16 protein-coding genes are annotated in these 14,184 nt (G+C 73.8%); 6 read left to right on the top strand and 10 right to left on the bottom strand.

All coding sequences use genetic code 11. The features are described 5' to 3' along the window. Window positions 1-22: 22 nt before the first annotated feature. From Cs7R123_RS30765 to Cs7R123_RS30720, 10 genes are all read right to left on the bottom strand, one after another. Window positions 23-232: a hypothetical protein gene (locus Cs7R123_RS30765; RefSeq protein WP_212831655.1), complete on the bottom strand. Its 210-nt coding sequence runs from the start codon at window positions 230-232 to the stop codon at window positions 23-25. A gap of 129 nt (window positions 233-361) precedes the next feature. Next, entirely contained in the window at window positions 362-1,849 is a 1,488-nt protein-coding gene (locus Cs7R123_RS30760) for a class I adenylate-forming enzyme family protein (RefSeq protein WP_212831653.1), read from the bottom strand. Then, a complete protein-coding gene (locus Cs7R123_RS30755; protein WP_212831651.1) occupies window positions 1,846-2,685 on the bottom strand; it encodes a hypothetical protein in 840 nt (279 codons plus the stop codon). Before Cs7R123_RS30755 ends, Cs7R123_RS30760 begins: the two co-directional genes overlap by 4 nt. 9 nt (window positions 2,686-2,694) lie before the next feature. Next, window positions 2,695-3,636 (bottom strand): 3-oxoacyl-[acyl-carrier-protein] synthase III C-terminal domain-containing protein, encoded by a 942-nt coding sequence (locus tag Cs7R123_RS30750; RefSeq protein ID WP_212831649.1) that lies wholly within the window; start codon window positions 3,634-3,636, stop codon window positions 2,695-2,697. After that, on the bottom strand, window positions 3,633-5,321 hold the full coding sequence (locus Cs7R123_RS30745; protein ID WP_212831637.1) for an NAD(P)/FAD-dependent oxidoreductase: 1,689 nt from the start codon (window positions 5,319-5,321) through the stop codon (window positions 3,633-3,635). Before Cs7R123_RS30745 ends, Cs7R123_RS30750 begins: the two co-directional genes overlap by 4 nt. Next, on the bottom strand, window positions 5,318-5,707 hold the full coding sequence (locus Cs7R123_RS30740; protein WP_212831636.1) for a holo-ACP synthase: 390 nt from the start codon (window positions 5,705-5,707) through the stop codon (window positions 5,318-5,320). The genes Cs7R123_RS30745 and Cs7R123_RS30740 overlap by 4 nt, the downstream gene beginning before the upstream one ends. Then, entirely contained in the window at window positions 5,704-6,801 is a 1,098-nt protein-coding gene (locus tag Cs7R123_RS30735) for an acyl-CoA dehydrogenase family protein (protein WP_212831634.1), read from the bottom strand. Before Cs7R123_RS30735 ends, Cs7R123_RS30740 begins: the two co-directional genes overlap by 4 nt. Window positions 6,802-6,813: 12 nt before the next feature. Then, window positions 6,814-7,482, bottom strand: coding sequence for an acyl-CoA dehydrogenase family protein (locus tag Cs7R123_RS30730; protein ID WP_212831632.1), 669 nt, complete (start codon window positions 7,480-7,482; stop codon window positions 6,814-6,816). A gap of 4 nt (window positions 7,483-7,486) precedes the next feature. Next, window positions 7,487-7,741 (bottom strand): acyl carrier protein, encoded by a 255-nt coding sequence (locus Cs7R123_RS30725; protein WP_212831630.1) that lies wholly within the window; start codon window positions 7,739-7,741, stop codon window positions 7,487-7,489. Further along, the gene (locus Cs7R123_RS30720; protein WP_212831628.1) at window positions 7,738-9,060 is read right to left on the bottom strand and encodes a type III PLP-dependent enzyme; all 1,323 of its coding nucleotides are present in this window, start codon (window positions 9,058-9,060) and stop codon (window positions 7,738-7,740) included. Before Cs7R123_RS30720 ends, Cs7R123_RS30725 begins: the two co-directional genes overlap by 4 nt. Window positions 9,061-9,241: 181 nt before the next feature. Here Cs7R123_RS30720 and Cs7R123_RS30715 point away from each other — a divergent pair, with 181 nt between their 5' ends. The 6 genes from Cs7R123_RS30715 to Cs7R123_RS30690 all read left to right on the top strand — a co-directional run bounded on the left by Cs7R123_RS30715 (window position 9,242) and on the right by Cs7R123_RS30690 (window position 14,149). Beyond that, on the top strand, window positions 9,242-10,198 hold the full coding sequence (locus Cs7R123_RS30715; RefSeq protein WP_212831626.1) for a beta-ketoacyl-ACP synthase III: 957 nt from the start codon (window positions 9,242-9,244) through the stop codon (window positions 10,196-10,198). Window positions 10,199-10,218: 20 nt separating this feature from the next. Then, window positions 10,219-10,464, top strand: coding sequence for an acyl carrier protein (locus tag Cs7R123_RS30710; protein ID WP_212831624.1), 246 nt, complete (start codon window positions 10,219-10,221; stop codon window positions 10,462-10,464). Continuing rightward, complete coding sequence (locus tag Cs7R123_RS30705) at window positions 10,464-11,822, top strand: condensation domain-containing protein (protein ID WP_212831622.1); 1,359 nt, start codon at window positions 10,464-10,466, stop codon at window positions 11,820-11,822. The genes Cs7R123_RS30710 and Cs7R123_RS30705 overlap by 1 nt, the downstream gene beginning before the upstream one ends. A 112-nt stretch (window positions 11,823-11,934) precedes the next feature. After that, entirely contained in the window at window positions 11,935-12,906 is a 972-nt protein-coding gene (sbnA, locus tag Cs7R123_RS30700) for a 2,3-diaminopropionate biosynthesis protein SbnA (protein ID WP_374707100.1), read from the top strand. Further along, window positions 12,900-13,949 carry a 2,3-diaminopropionate biosynthesis protein SbnB gene (gene sbnB / locus Cs7R123_RS30695; RefSeq protein WP_212831618.1) on the top strand — a complete coding sequence of 350 codons (1,050 nt, stop codon included), beginning with the start codon at window positions 12,900-12,902 and terminating at the stop codon, window positions 13,947-13,949. The genes sbnA and sbnB overlap by 7 nt, the downstream gene beginning before the upstream one ends. Further along, window positions 13,946-14,149, top strand: a complete 204-nt coding sequence (locus Cs7R123_RS30690) for an MbtH family NRPS accessory protein (RefSeq protein ID WP_212831616.1) — start codon at window positions 13,946-13,948, stop codon at window positions 14,147-14,149. The genes sbnB and Cs7R123_RS30690 overlap by 4 nt, the downstream gene beginning before the upstream one ends. Window positions 14,150-14,184 lie beyond the last annotated feature (35 nt).

Genomic DNA, 14,184 nt, shown 5'->3' with positions numbered 1-14,184 from the left:
GGCCGCGGAGCGTGCTCTTGCTTCAGTTGGCGGCCGACGGGCTGGGCGAGGGCGTCACGGAGTCCCAGCCGAAGCCGCCGTTGACCGAGTCCCAGCCGAAGCCGTCGGCGACGGTCGCGCGGCCCGGCGCCGCGCCGTCCGCGTCGCCGCCGGCAATGGCCGGAATGGCCATGGCGACAGCGATCGCGGCGGTCGCGGCGAGGACCGTGAGAGCCTTGGTCGAGGTGTTCATCAGATCTCCTTGGAAAGGCGGTTCATTGGTGTCGAGATGATTTCTACCGACCGCGGAGATCCATATCCGTTATTCGATCTTGCATCAAGGTGCCATGGCAGCATCCTGACGGTGTGACCTGCGTTTATCTCAGCCGTGGGCCGTCGCCAGCGCCTTGCGGTCGATCTTCCCGTTGCCCGTCAGCGGCATCTGTTCCACCACCGTGCACCGCTGCGGCACCTTGTACGGCTCCAGGTCGGCCCGCAGCAGTTCCAGCACCTCGGCCGCGCTGAGCTTGGCCACCACGAACAGCCGCGGATCGGGCCGGTCGGCCGTCGGCGGCAGCACCGCCGCCGACTCCACCCCCGGCAGGCGGCACACCGCGGCCTCCACCTCGGTCGCGCTGACCCGGAACCCGTGCGCCTTGTACAGGTCGTCGCGGCGCCCGCTGAAGTACAGGTAGCCGTCCTCGTCCAGCCAGCCGTAGTCGCCCGAGTGCAGCTGCGGGAACAGGCCGTCCCGGCGCGGGAAGCGTTGCGCGCTCAGCTCCGGGCGGCGCCAGTACCCGCTCATCACGTGCGGCCCGCGCACCACCAGCTCGCCGATCTCGCCCGCCGGCAGCGGGCTGCCGTCGTCGCCCAGCACCAGCACCTCCGTGCCCGGCAGCGGCCGCCCGCAGGCGCCCGGCCGGCGCAGGTCCTCGTCCGGCGGCATGATCGACACCCGCTTGCACTCGGTCAGCCCGAACATCAGCTGCACCCGCAGCCCCGGCACCTGCTCCCGCAGCCGCGCCAGCGTGCCCGGCTGCATCGCCGCACCCGTGTTGGTCACCAGCCGCAACCGCAGCTCGCCACCGTAGCGGGCCAGCATCCGGGCCAGGTTCTCCGCCAGCGACGGCACCGCGGGCAGCACCGTCGCGCCGCTGTGGCGCAGGTTGCGCAGCAGCGTCGGACCGATCTCGGCCGACGTGCTCAGCCAGCAGTGCGCCCCCGACAGCGCGCCCAGGAACAGCTGGTAGAGCCCGTAGTCGAAGCTCAGCGGCAGCGCGATGTAGACGGTGTCCTCGGCGCGGTACTGCAACTGGCTCTGGATGGCGCGGGCGGCGAACACGACCTGGGCGTGCGTGGACACCACGGCCTTGGGCAGCCCGGTGCTGCCCGAGGTGTAGATGAGGCAGACCGGGTCCACCGCCAGCGGCCGCTGCGGACCCCGGGCCAGGGCTGCCGCCTCGGCCTCGTCCAGCTCGGCCGCGGCGGCCCCGGCCAGGTCGAGCACCGCGATGCCCAGCTCGGCGGCCTCCCAGCGGATCGCCGGGGTGTCGGTCACCAGCAGCACCGGCTCGGCGTCGGCCAGCACGTGCGCCAGCCCCGAGCCGCGCACCTGCTCGTGCAGGATCACGAACACCGCGCCCAGCCGCGAGCACGCGTAGGCCAGCGTCGCGGTGACGGCGTGGTTGGGGGCGACGATGACGACGCGGTCGCCTCGGCGTACTCCCCGGGTGTGCAGCCGCGCGGCCAGCCGGCGGCTGGCCTCGGCCAGTTCCGCCCAGCTCAGCTCGGTCTGCTGGCAGGTCAGCGCCTGCCCGTCGGGGTCGCGCGCGGCGGCGGTGTCGAGCAGGTCGTGCAGCAGCTCGGTCATGGACGGTCCTCTCGGTTGCGGGGCGAGACGGTGAGCGTGAGCGTGCAGAGGTAGCCGAGCGCGGTCTCGTGCTCGACCGCGACCACGGTGCGCGGCCCGGCGTCGGGCACCGACAGCTCCTGGGCCAGCGCCGACCACACCGCGGTGGTCAGCCGGTCGCGGGCGGCGTGGCGGACCACCACCGGGCCCGCGGCCGCGGCGGCCACGTCGGCCGGGTCGAGCCCGGCCCCGGCCACCACCACCCCGGCCGGGGCGGCGGTCGCCTCCTTGACCGCCTCGGCCAGCGCCGGCGAGCGCGGACCGGTGCGCGGGCACACCCGCAGCCCGGTCACGGCGACGTCGCCGTCCGGGGCCAGCAGCAGCCCGACCGCGTGGTCCTGGCGGCGGTCGAGCCCGGCCAGCAGCGGATCGGTGTACGGGAACGTCGCCTGGTCCAGCAGCACCACGGCGATGCGGGTGCCGCCGCCGGTGTCGTACAGCGCCTGGGCCAGGGTCAGCGCGGCGAACCCGGTGGTGGCGCCCTGGTCGCTGACCGCGAACACCAGCGGGTCACCCGGCAGCCGCTGCTGGAGGTAGCCCGCGATCGAGGTGCTCAGGTCGCAGTCGTGTGCCGCGTGCGCGACGAGCACCACGTCGGGCACGTCCTGCGGGCACAGCCGCGCCAGCACCGCGGCGCACATCCGGGAGAAGCTGTTGCGGTTGCCGCTCAGCTCGTCGGCGACCGGCACCGCGTACGGGGCCAGCCGCTCGGCGAACACCTCACGCAGCCCGTCGAAGGGCGGGCGCCCCTGGTCGGAGTCGAACCGCAGGTGCGCGACGGCAGCGATCCTCAGCACGGTGGCCTCCTAGTGCCGCAGCAGCATGGCCGAGAACGTCGCGCCCAGCCCGACGCTCGCCATGAGGTAGTGGTCGCCGGGCCGCAGCAGGCCCAGCTCCAGGGCACGTACGTAGTTGATGAACGGGTCGGCGCAGAAGCAGTGCCCGGTCCGGGCGATGTTGTCGAGCATCAGCCGGTCCAGCGGCAGGTCGAGCAGCCGCCCGAGCCGGGTCCAGGAGATCCGGTTGACGTTGTGCGGCAGCACCAGGCGCAGGTCGGCCAGGGTCAGCCCGGCCGCGGCCGCGGCCACGGTGTCGGTGATCAGATCGGCCAGCGCCGGGATGTACATCTGCTCGAACTGCGCCGCCAGCGGGCCCGACCGGGCCGTGATCGCGTGGAACTCGCCGAAGGTGCGGGTGGTGTAGGCCAGCACCCGGTCCCGGGCGCCGTCCAGGCCCACCAGGCACGCCGCCGACGACTCGCCCATCACCATCGCGGCCGGCATGAACCGGGCCACGTGCGGATACGTCTTCTCGCCGGTCAGCACCAGCACCAGCGCGTCGGGGTCGCCGTCGGCCGTCAGCAGCCGCCCGGCCAGATCCACCGACAGCAGCCCCGACGCGCACGCGTGCTGGCTGATCGCGAACGCCTGCACGTGCCCCAGCCCGACCGCCGCCAGCGCCTCGTGCAGCGGCTGCGCCGCGTACGGGCCGGTCGGCTCGATCGTGCGGGCGTGCACCGCGTACCGGATGCGCGAGCGGTGGGCGTCCAGGTCCGGCAGCCGCCGCAGCGCCTCGACCAGCAGGTCCGCCTGCCGCGCCTGCGGCGCCCAGCGCACCCGGTCCAGCCCGAAGAACCGCCGGTAGCGCTTGAGCTCCTGGTCGGACAGGCCGAGCACCTCGGCCGCCTCCTCCAGCGTGAACTCGGTCTCCGGCAGGTACGCCGCCACCGCCGTGAGAGTCGTGCTCATGACCGCTCCCGGCGGCCCGGGTGGCGGTCGGCGCGGGTGCCGCGCGAGGCCAGCAGCGGGTCCCAGCCGGGGCCGCGCTCGGGCAGGGCCGCGGCCGAGCCGTACACCTTGCCCGCCAGCACCTCGCTCAGCAGCGACTGCTCCAGCACCAGCTCGGCGGCGCGCACGCCGCCCACCGTCACCGCGCTGATCCCGCACCCGTTGCGGCTGCTGGAACCGGTCAGGAACAGCCCCGGCAGCGCCGTGGCGTGGTCCGGGCGCAGCGCGCCGTACTGCCGGGGAGTCGTGGCCAGGCCGTACGGGGTGCCGCCGGTGGCGCCGGTGAAGCGGATCTGGCTCAGCGGCGTCGCGAGCTCGCAGTGCAGCAGGTGCCCGCGCAGCGGCGTGCCGAGGATGCGCTCGGCCAGGTCGAGCAGCTGCTGCTCCAGCCGCTGCTTCTGGCGCTGGTAGACCTCGTCGCGGCGGTAGGCGTACGCCTCGGCGGCGGCCGGGGTCGCGTCGGCCGGGTCGACCGTCCAGTGCTCCCAGCCCGGGGGCGCCACCGTGATCACCTCGATGGTGTGGTGGTCGGCCGCGTGGTGCGCCGGGTTCTTGGCGCTGCCCGAGCTCAGGAACGCCACCTCGGGCTGATCGAACTCGCCGTCGGCCAGCCGCTGGTAGAGGCCGTCGATGTCCTCGGTCTCGTACCACCAGATGTTGTGCGCCGGTGGCCGCACCACCCGGGCGTCCACGGCCAGGTAGAGGCTGACCAGCGGCAGCGCCATCACGGCGCGCTCGGCGCGGGCGGTCGCCGCGGCCGGCAGGTGCTCGGCGCCGACCAGTTCCAGCACGGTGCGGCGGTAGTCGGCGTTGGAGACCACGATCGGGGCGTGCAGCTCGGTGCCGTCGGTCAGCCGCACCCCGGCGGTCCGGCCGCCGCGCACCAGGATCCGCTCGACCCGGCTGCGCGTGCGCAGCTGCCCGCCGTACCCGGCCAGCGCCTCGATCAGGCTCGCGCTGAGCTGCTGGCCGCCGCCCTCCGGATACCAGGCCCCGGCGAGGTAGTCGCCGAGCATCGCGGCGTGGCCCAGCGCGCTGACCTGCTTGGGCGCCAGCCCGTAGTTGAGCGACTGGGCCGCCAGCGCCGTGCGCGCCCGCGCCGACAGGCCGCAGTGGCGCATCAGCTTGTCCAGCGTCGCGGTGCTCCACCCGCCCAGGGGCCGGTCGCCCGGCTCGGGCGCGGTGCCGTACGGCCGGATGACCTCGGCCCGCACCCGCTGGTAGAGCTCGTGGGTGAGGTCGGCGTAGGCGCGCACCGCGTCGGCCTCGCCCGGCAGCGCGGCGGCCATCCGCTCGCGGTAGCCGGCCGGGTCGGCGGGCACGGACACGTCCAGGTCGGGCAGCACCACCCGGTCGAAGCAGTCGGGGTCCAGCGGGGCGAACGCGATCCGCTCGCCCAGCCCCAGCCCCCGGTACGCCGCGTGCAGCACCCCGCCGGGCCCGCCCTCGGGCAGGTAGTGGGTGCCGACGTCGAACTCGTACCGGCCGCGCCGCCGGAACACCTGGGCGCTGCCGCCCGCGATCGCGTTGGCCTCCAGCACCAGCACCTTCAGGCCGCCCGCCACCGCGAGGTAGGCCGCGGCGGTCAGCCCGCCCTGGCCCGCCCCGACGACGATCGCGTCCCAGCGCTCCTCAGACATGCTCATGTGCTCAGTCCTGCCGCTACGGAGACCACGACGGGTCCCTGGTGGGTGATGGATACCGAGATGTCGCTGAGGCGGTTCGCGTCGGCGGCCTCCTGCGCGGAGCGGCCCAGGTTCACGTACGGGCCGCCGCGCGGGTCGCGCAGCACCTCGATGTCGTGCCACACGATGCCGCGCAGGAACCCGGTGCCGAGCACCTTGGCGACCGCCTCCTTGGCGGCGAACCGCCCGGCCAGGTATTCCTCCACCCGCTGCGCCGAGGCGGGGGCGGGGGCCTGGTCCAGCTCGGCGGCGGTGAACAGCAGGGACCGGTAGCGCGGGTGCCGCGCGAGGCGGTGGAACCGCTCACGCAGCAGCACGTCGACTCCGACCCGGACGTTTGCGCTCATGATGCAACCCGTTCCTTGAGGCGTCCCTGCGCCACGTGCAGGCGCTGGATGTTGCCGGTGCCCTCCATGAACTCGAAGGCCGCCGTGTCGCGCCACCACTTCTCCAGCAGCGGGTGCTCCAGCAGCGCGCCCCGGCCCAGCAGCCGCGGCAGGCGCCGGCAGACGTCGCGGGCCAGGGCCACCGCCGCGAGCTTGGCGATCGAGGCCGGGTAGGTGCGCTGGCGGTCGGCGTCGACCGCCGCGGCCGCGCGCTCGGTCAGCGCCCGCACCGCCGCGATCTCGGCGTGCGCGCGGTCCAGGTCGGCGCGCTGCGCCGCGGGCCAGGTGCGGCGCTCGGCGCGTACGTAGTCGTGCACGGCCAGCGCGGTGCCGACCGCCATCGCGGCGATCTGCACCCGGACCGTGGTGAAGCCCTGCATGATGCCCCACATGCCGCGCTTGAGCGGGCTGAGGTGCTCGCCCAGCAGGTCATCGGGGCCGACCGGCAGGCCGTCGAACTCCATCTCGCTGATGCGGGCCCCGCGCAGCCCCACCATGTCCAGCGGGCGGGCGCGCAGCTGCGGACCCGCCTCGACCAGCACCGCGCGCAGGGCGAGCGGGCCGGGGCCGGTGCGGGCCAGCACCACGCCGACGCCCGCGCGGGCGCCGTTGCCGATGTAGCGCTTGATGCCGTACAGGCGGAAGGTGCCGTCACCGGCCGGGCGCAGCTCGGTGCGCAGCGCGGTGGCGTCGCTGCCGACCTCGGGCTCGGTGATGGCCAGGAACGCCCAGCCGCCGTCGGCGACGGCCGCGCGCAGGCGCTCGCGCTGCTGCTCACTGCCCATGATCGCGGTGACGGTCCCGGCCAGGGCCGGGCCGGGGCAGGCCAGGATGGTGCCGGCGTCGCCGCGGGCGAGCTCGACGAGCATCGCCACGGTGCGGCGGGCGCCCAGGGCGACCGGGTCGAGGCCGCCGATGGCCCGCATCGCCGGCGACGCCGCGAGCTCGTGCAGCCGGTCGGGTTCGGCGTCCACGGCCAGGGCCCGGGCACGCAGCTCCACCGCGTGCTCCCGGGCCTGTGCGCGCAACGCCGCCAGCTCGTCGTCGCTGTTCAAGGCAGGTCCTATCTAGTCGTCGGTGCGCCAGGCGTCGTGGACCAGCCCGGCCACGTAGAGGCAGCGCACGGGGTGGTCGCGCAGATAGCCGGCGCCGCCGAACAGCGTCGTCAGCGTCCAGCCCGCCTCGTCCAAGCGCTCGTGCAGCGCCGCCAGCGCGGCCGCCGGACCGGCGAAGCCGTCCAGCATGGCCAGGGCGGTCTGCACGGTGACCTCGACGTCGGCGATCGCGCCCTGCACGAGCTGCCGGGTGGTGGTCGGCTGGCCGTCCACGCGCCGGGCGCCCAGGTGGGCGAGGGCGGCGTCGAGCATCCGGCGCAGCAGGCCGACCCGCACCGCGGCGAGCAGCAGCAGCGCGTCGTCGGCGGGGTAGTCGTGCCCGTCGCGGGGCTGGGGGATCGGGGCGTGCGCGACCACCCGGACCTGGCTCAGGCCCTCGCTGACGGCGAAGGCGTGGGCCAGCACGGTCACGGTGACCCGGTCCGGGGTGAGGGTCGCGCCGGGCGGCCGCCAGCACGCCACCGAGGCCAGGCTGCCCGTCGGTACGAGGGTCAGCCCGGCCGCCGAGCAGGGGATCGCCGCGCCGGTGGCGACGATCTCGTGCAGCCCGGCGGCCAGCCCGTGTGCCTGCGCGGCCAGCCGGACCCGGTCGGTCGCGGCGGTGATCAGGGCGGGCGGCATCGGGTCAGCCCTGCGGGACGGCGTCGACGATGTAGTCGGCGAAGCTGCCCACGGTCTCGAACACGGCCGGGTCGAGCGAGTCGATGTCGACCTCGAACCCGAGCGTGTCCTCCAGCTCCATCAGGATCTCCAGCATGCTGGTGGAGTCCAGGTTGAGGCCGTCGAGCAGGCGGTCGTCGGGCGACAGCGGCCCGATCTCCTGGCCGAGGACCTTGCCGACCACGATCCGGATCTGGTCGATCACATCGTTGCGGTTCATCGAGTGCTCCTTTGCAGGCTGTCGGCCGGCGTCGAGCCGGTTGCGGAGAAGTCGTGCAGGTGCTGCTGGCGCAGCAGGTCGGCGGGTTCGTCGCGGGACCGGACGAGGTATGCGGTGCCGTCGTGCACCAGCACCTCGGCCGGGTGGCCGTGGCTCAGGAACAGCACCGGGGAGGCCGACGGGCCGTACGCGCCGGAGCGCAGGATGCCGACCAGGTCCCCGGGGGCCAGGTCGGGCAGGGCCACGTCCTTGGCGATGAGGTCGTTGGGGGTGCACAGCGGCCCGGTGAGCTGCCACAGACCGGTGGCCGGGGCGTCGGGGCGGCTCAGCGCCCGCACCGGGAAGTTGCGCTTGACGAACGAGCCGATGCCGACCGCCGCCATGTGGTGGTGCGTGCCGCCGTCGGTGACGGCGAAGCGCTGCCCGTGCGACCGCTTCACGTAGCGGACCCGGGTCAGGTAGATCCCGGCGCGGGCGGCCAGGAACCGTCCGGCCTCCCACAGCAGCCGGGTGCCGGGGTGGCGGCGGTGGAACGGCTCCACCACCGCGTGGATGCCCTCGCGCAGCGCGGCCAGGTCGAGGTCGGTCTCCTTGTCGAAGTACGCCACCCCGAGCCCGCCGCCGACGTCGACGGTGTCCAGGCCGATGCCGGTGGCGGCGGCGACGCGCTCGGCCAGGTCGAGCACCTGCGCGGTGTTGGCCACCGCGGTGGTGTGGTCGAGGATGCGGGTGCCCAGGTAGCCGTGCACGCCCGCGAACAGCAGGTGCGGGTGGCGGCCGGGCAGGTCGCCCGCGGCCAGCACCTGGTCTTCGTCGATGCCGAACTGGCGGGGCTTGCCGCCCATGGCCAGCCGCGAACCGGGGGCGGTCTCGGCCGGGTTGACCCGGACCAGCACCCGCACCGGCCGTCCGGCCCGCGCGGCGAGCTCGTCGAGCTCGGCCAGCTCCTCGAACGACTCGGCGACCACCGCGTGCACGCCCGCGTCGAGGCAGGCGGCCAGCTCGTAGGCGGTCTTGCCGGGGCCGAGGAAGATGATGTCGGCCGGGTCGACTCCGGCGGCCAGCGCGGTGCGCAGCTCCACCAGCGACGACACCTCGGCCCGCGCACCGTGCGCGGCCAGCAGGGACAGCACGCTGATGTTGGGGTTGGCCTTGAGCGAGTAGAAGACCTCCATCGCCGGGTGCAGTGCCCCGGTCAGCTCGGCCAGGCTGCGGACCAGCGTGCCGCCGTCGTACACGTACAGGGGCGTCCCGAACCGGTCCGCCAGCTCCGCGCAGAGTGCGGGAGTCACCTCGTCGTTGTCGGGCAGGGCGCCCATCGTCGGTCTCCTCGCGATGCCCTCGGATGCGGTCGAATGCGAGTCCGAAAGCTAGGGACGGCGGCTATACCGTTCCTATAGGCGCTGGCGTGGAGAACCGTATTGGAAAAATATAGCCAGCCTCTCGACAGTCCCTTTCGCGAAGCCGCAGCAGTGCGGTCTATCGACGAAAGGGAATGCGATGCTCGACGTGTACGGCTCGACCGTTACCGGAGTCGGGGCATACCGTCCGACACATTGTGTCGGAAACGACGAACTGTCCGGAATGACCTCCGTGACACCGGATTGGATCGTCGACCGCACCGGTATCCAGACCCGGCACCACGCCTCGCCCGAAGAGGACATCGTCACCATGTCGGTCGAGGCGTGCGGCAAGGCCCTCGCCATGGCCGACGTCGACGTCAACGACGTCGACCTGCTCATCCTGGCCACCTCGACCAGGCTCCAGCGGATCCCCGGCGCGGCGGCGCAGATCGCCAGCCGGCTGGGCATCCCGTCCGCGGGCGCCTTCGACGTCAACGCCGTCTGCGCCGGCTTCACCTACTCGCTGGCCAACGCGTCCAACGCGGTCCGCCTCGGCGAGGCCCGCAACGCGGTCGTGGTCGGCGCCGAGCGCACCTCCGACCTGATCAACCCGGAGACGCCCGACACGTACGTCATCTTCGGCGATGGCGCCGGCGCCGCCGTGGTGTCCCGCGCCGAGCGGGCCGACATCGGCCCGGTGGTCTGGGGCAGCGACGGCGGCCGCCACGCGGTCCTGGAGACCCGGGTCTTCGACGACGGCAACGAGTACGTCGCGATGGACGGCCCGCTCGTCTACAAGTGGTCCACCGCGACCATGCCGAAGGTGGCCCGCCAGGCCTGCGAGCGGGCCGGCGTCAGCCTGTCCGACGTCGCCTGGTTCGTGCCGCACCAGGCCAACCGCCGCATCATCGACACCCTCACCCGGGTGCTCGGCTTCGCCGACGAGCAGGTCTCCCGCGACGTCGTGCACACCGGCAACACCTCCGCCGCGTCGGTGCCGCTGGCCCTGACCCGGCTGCGCGAGAGCGGCAGGACCGCTCCCGGCGACCTCGTCCTGCTGCTCGGGTTCGGCGCCGGCCTGACCTACGCCGGCCAGATCGTGCGCATGCCATGACCATCGAGATGGGATCCAACATGACCGACACCGCCCTGCTCTCCGACGTCGTCCGGCTCATCCGCGAGGTGATGCCGGAGCTCGCGACCCGCGAGATCGACCTCGACACCTCGTTCGAGGAGATCGGGATGGACTCGCTCAACCGCGTCGACCTGCTGGCCGCCGCCGAGAGCGAGTTCGACGTCACCGTCCCCGACGACGACGTCGCCACCTTCATCCAGGTCCGCCACCTCGTCGACTTCGTCGCCGGGACCAGGGTCGGCTGATGCCCGCCACCGTCGCGCCCCTGTCGGCGGGCCAGCAGGCCCTGTGGCTGCACCACACGCTGGCCCCCGACAGCGCGGCGTACAACGACGCCGACGCGGCGCTGTTCGAGCCCGGCCCCGACACCGACGCGCTGCGCCGCGCGGTGGAGCTGCTCGTGGCCCGCCACGACATGCTCCGCTCGCGGTTCGTGCGCGACGGCGACGCGGCGGTGCGGGCCGTCGACCCGCCCGGCGCCGACGTGCTCGCGGTGCGCGACGTGCCCGAGCTCGACGACGTCGCGCTGCTGGCCCTGGTACGGCAGGTCGCGGCGCAGCCGTTCGACCTGGAACACGACGTGTTCCGGGCGGTGCTGCTGCGCCGCGGCCACGACGCCGTGCTGGTGCTGGCCGCGCACCACATCGTCACCGACGCGCTGTCGCAGCGGCTGGTCTGGCGCGAGCTGGCCACCGCGTACCTGGCGCTGGCCGCCGGGGCCGAACCGGAGCTGCCCGCCCCGCGCGGCAGCTACGCCGACTACGTGGCCAACGAGCAGGCCATGCTCGCCTCCCCGCTGGGGCAGGAGCAGGCTGCGTACTGGCGCGAGGTCGCCGACGGCGCCGAGCCGGCCGGGATCCCGCACGACCGCCAGCGCGGCGAGCGTCCCGCCTACACCGGCGCGACCGTGACCCGCGACCTGCCGCCCGAGCTGGCGCTGCGGGTCCGCGCGGCCGCGGTCGCCGGGCAGGTCACCCCGTTCACGGTGCTGACCGGTGCGTTCTTGGTGCTGCTGCACCGGCACACCGGCCAGGAGGACCTGACCATCGGCTGCCCCACCACCACCCGGCGCAGCCGGGCGCTGCGCGACGTGGTGGGCCTGCTGGTGAACACGGTCCTGGTCCGGGTGCGGCTGAGCCGCACCGACACCGTCGCGGAGGCGGTCGCGGCCGTCGGGCGGCGGCTGACCGAGGCGACGGCGCGCGGGACCTACCCGTACGCGCTGGTCGGCGCGGGGCGCCGCCAGGGCGGGCCGCTGTTCCGGACCGCGGTGACGATGGTGGCCGCCCAGCGCGGCGACCAGGTGCCGGTGGCCGGAGACCCGCCGATCCGGCTCGGGCCGCACCGGGTGACCATGCTCGACGTCCCGCACCTGGAGGGGCAGGCCGACCTGACAGTCGAGTTCACCCAGGGCCCGCGCGGGTTCAGCTTCTCGCTGCGCTACGACACCGAGCTGTACGACCGGACCACCGTCGATCGCTTCGCCGACCAGCTGCTGCGCGTGGTCGCCGTCGCCTGCGACGCCCCGCAGACCCGCCTGTCGCGGGTGCAGCTGGTCGACGCCGCCGAGCAGTCGCGGCTGCTCGCGTTCGGCGCCGCCTGATCCATCGAATCTGTATAGACCCGGTATAGCGCATCGCCGCACCGTTGTGCATGACCGCGCAATGGCGTCCCGAATGGAGGGTTCAGCCGTGGCAAGCGTAGTTCCGAAAGGCATTCTCTCGACGGTCGGCAACACGCCGCTCATCGAGCTGGAGAACATGTTCAGCGGCAGCGGCGTGCGTGTCTTCGCGAAGCTGGAGCGCTTCAATCCCGGCGGCAGCATCAAGGACCGCTCGGCCCTGAGCATGCTCCTGGCGAAGATCCGGTCGGGGGAGCTGGAGCCGGGCCGGTCGGTGGTGGTGGAGTCCAGCTCCGGCAACCTGGCCATCGGCATCGCCCAGATCTGCGCGTACTACGGCATCCGGTTCATCTGCGTGGTGGACGCCAAGACCACGGCCCAGAACCTCGCGATCCTGCGGGCGTACCAGGCCGAGATCGAGATGATCGGCACCCGCGACCCGGAGACGGGCGAGTACCTGCCGATGCGGCTGCGCCGGGTGCGCGAGCTGCTGGAGAGCATCCCGCACGCGTACAGCCCCAACCAGTACGCCAACCACCTCAACCCGCGCGCGCACCACCGCACCATGGCCGAGATCGTGCAGGCCCTCGACGGGAAGGTCGACTACCTCGTCTGCTCGACCAGCACCTTCGGCACCCTGCGCGGCTGCGCCGAGTACGCCCGCCTGCACGACCTGCCGACCCGGTTCATCGCGGTCGACGCCGTCGGCAGCGTCATCTTCGGCCAGGAGCCGGCCCCCCGGCTCATCCCCGGCCACGGCGCCTCGGTGGTGCCGCCGCTGCTGGACCCGGCCGCCGCACACGAGGTCGTGCACGTGTCCGACCTGGAGTGCGTGGTCGCGTGCCGGCTGCTGGTCAACCGCGAGGGCATCCTCGCGGGCGGCTCCTCCGGGGCCACCGCCGCGGCGCTGGAGCGGATGCTGCCGCGCCTGCCGCTGGGCGCCAACGCCGTGATGATCTTCGCGGACGGCGGCGACCGCTACATCGACACCATCTACTCCGACGAGTGGGTGCACCAGCACTTCGGTGAGGTCTCCCACCTGTGGAAGGAGCGCAAGTCGTGCTGATCCTCGGCCACGACGACGTCACCGCCCTGCTGGACGGACGCGAGCTGGACGTGGTGGAACTGGTGCGCCAGACGTACCGCCGCCACGACGAGGGCGGCACCGTGCTGCCCCACTCGGTCTTCCTGCGCTTCCCCGACGCCCCGCGCGACCGGATCATCGGCCTGCCCGCGTACGTCGGCGGCCCCCAGCCGGTGGCCGGGCTGAAGTGGATCTCGTCGTTCCCCGGCAACATCGAGCGCGGCATCGCCCGCGCCAGCGCCGCGATCCTGGTCAACTCCCTGGCCACCGGGCACCCGGAGGCGCTGCTGGAGGGCGCGGTCATCTCCGCGCGCCGCACCGCCGCCAGCGCGGCCCTGGCCGCCGACCTGCTCACCGCCCAGCGCCGCCCCGCGGGCGTCGCGCTGATCGGCTGCGGGGTCATCAACTTCGAGGTGCTGCGCTTCCTGGCCGCGCTGCTGCCGGCGTTCGCGCAGGTCACCCTGTACGACCACGACCCGGCGCGGGCCGAGGGCTTCGCCCTGCGCGCCGCCGCGCTGTGCCCGAAGGCGGTCTTCACGGTCGCCCCGGACACCGCCGCCGCGCTGGCCGCGCAGCCGCTGGTCAGCCTCGCCACCACGGCCGGCGAGCCGCACCTGGACCTGTCCGCGTGCGCCCCCGGCACCCGCGTGCTGCACGTGTCGCTGCGCGACATCGACCCGGCCGCGCTGCTGACGGTCGCCAACGTCGTCGACGACGTCGACCACGTCTGCCGCGAGCGCACCTCGCTGCACCTGGCCGAGCTGGCCACCGGCGGCCGCGACTTCATCCACGCCACCATCGGCGGCCTGATCCGCGGCCTGGCCCCGGTGCCGGGCCCGGACACGACGGCCGTCTTCTCCCCGTTCGGACTCGGCGTGCTCGACCTGGCCCTGGCGGCCTGGGTACGCGACGAGGCCCGGCGCACCGGCGCCGGGACCACCGTCACCGGCTTCCTCGGTGGCGGACCCAACCCGGGGCCCGGCACCGCCGGGCAGCCCCACCTCACCCAAGGAGAACACCCGTGAGCGACGAGATCCGCTACACCGTCGTGCGCAACGACGAGGAGCAGTACTCGATCTGGTGGTCCGACCGCGACCTGCCCGCCGGCTGGGCCGACCAGGGCTTCTCCGGCAACAAGGACGAGTGCCTCGCCCACATCGCCGACGTCTGGACCGACATGCGACCGGCGAGCCTGCGCCGGCGCATGGAAGCCGCCGCGGCCTGACCCGCATCCCCTCCCACCACAGAGCCAGTGAGGAC

The organism is Catellatospora sp. TT07R-123 (assembly GCF_018327705.1).
GTDB lineage: Bacteria > Actinomycetota > Actinomycetes > Mycobacteriales > Micromonosporaceae > Catellatospora.
This window is presented reverse-complemented; position numbering and strand designations above follow the sequence as displayed.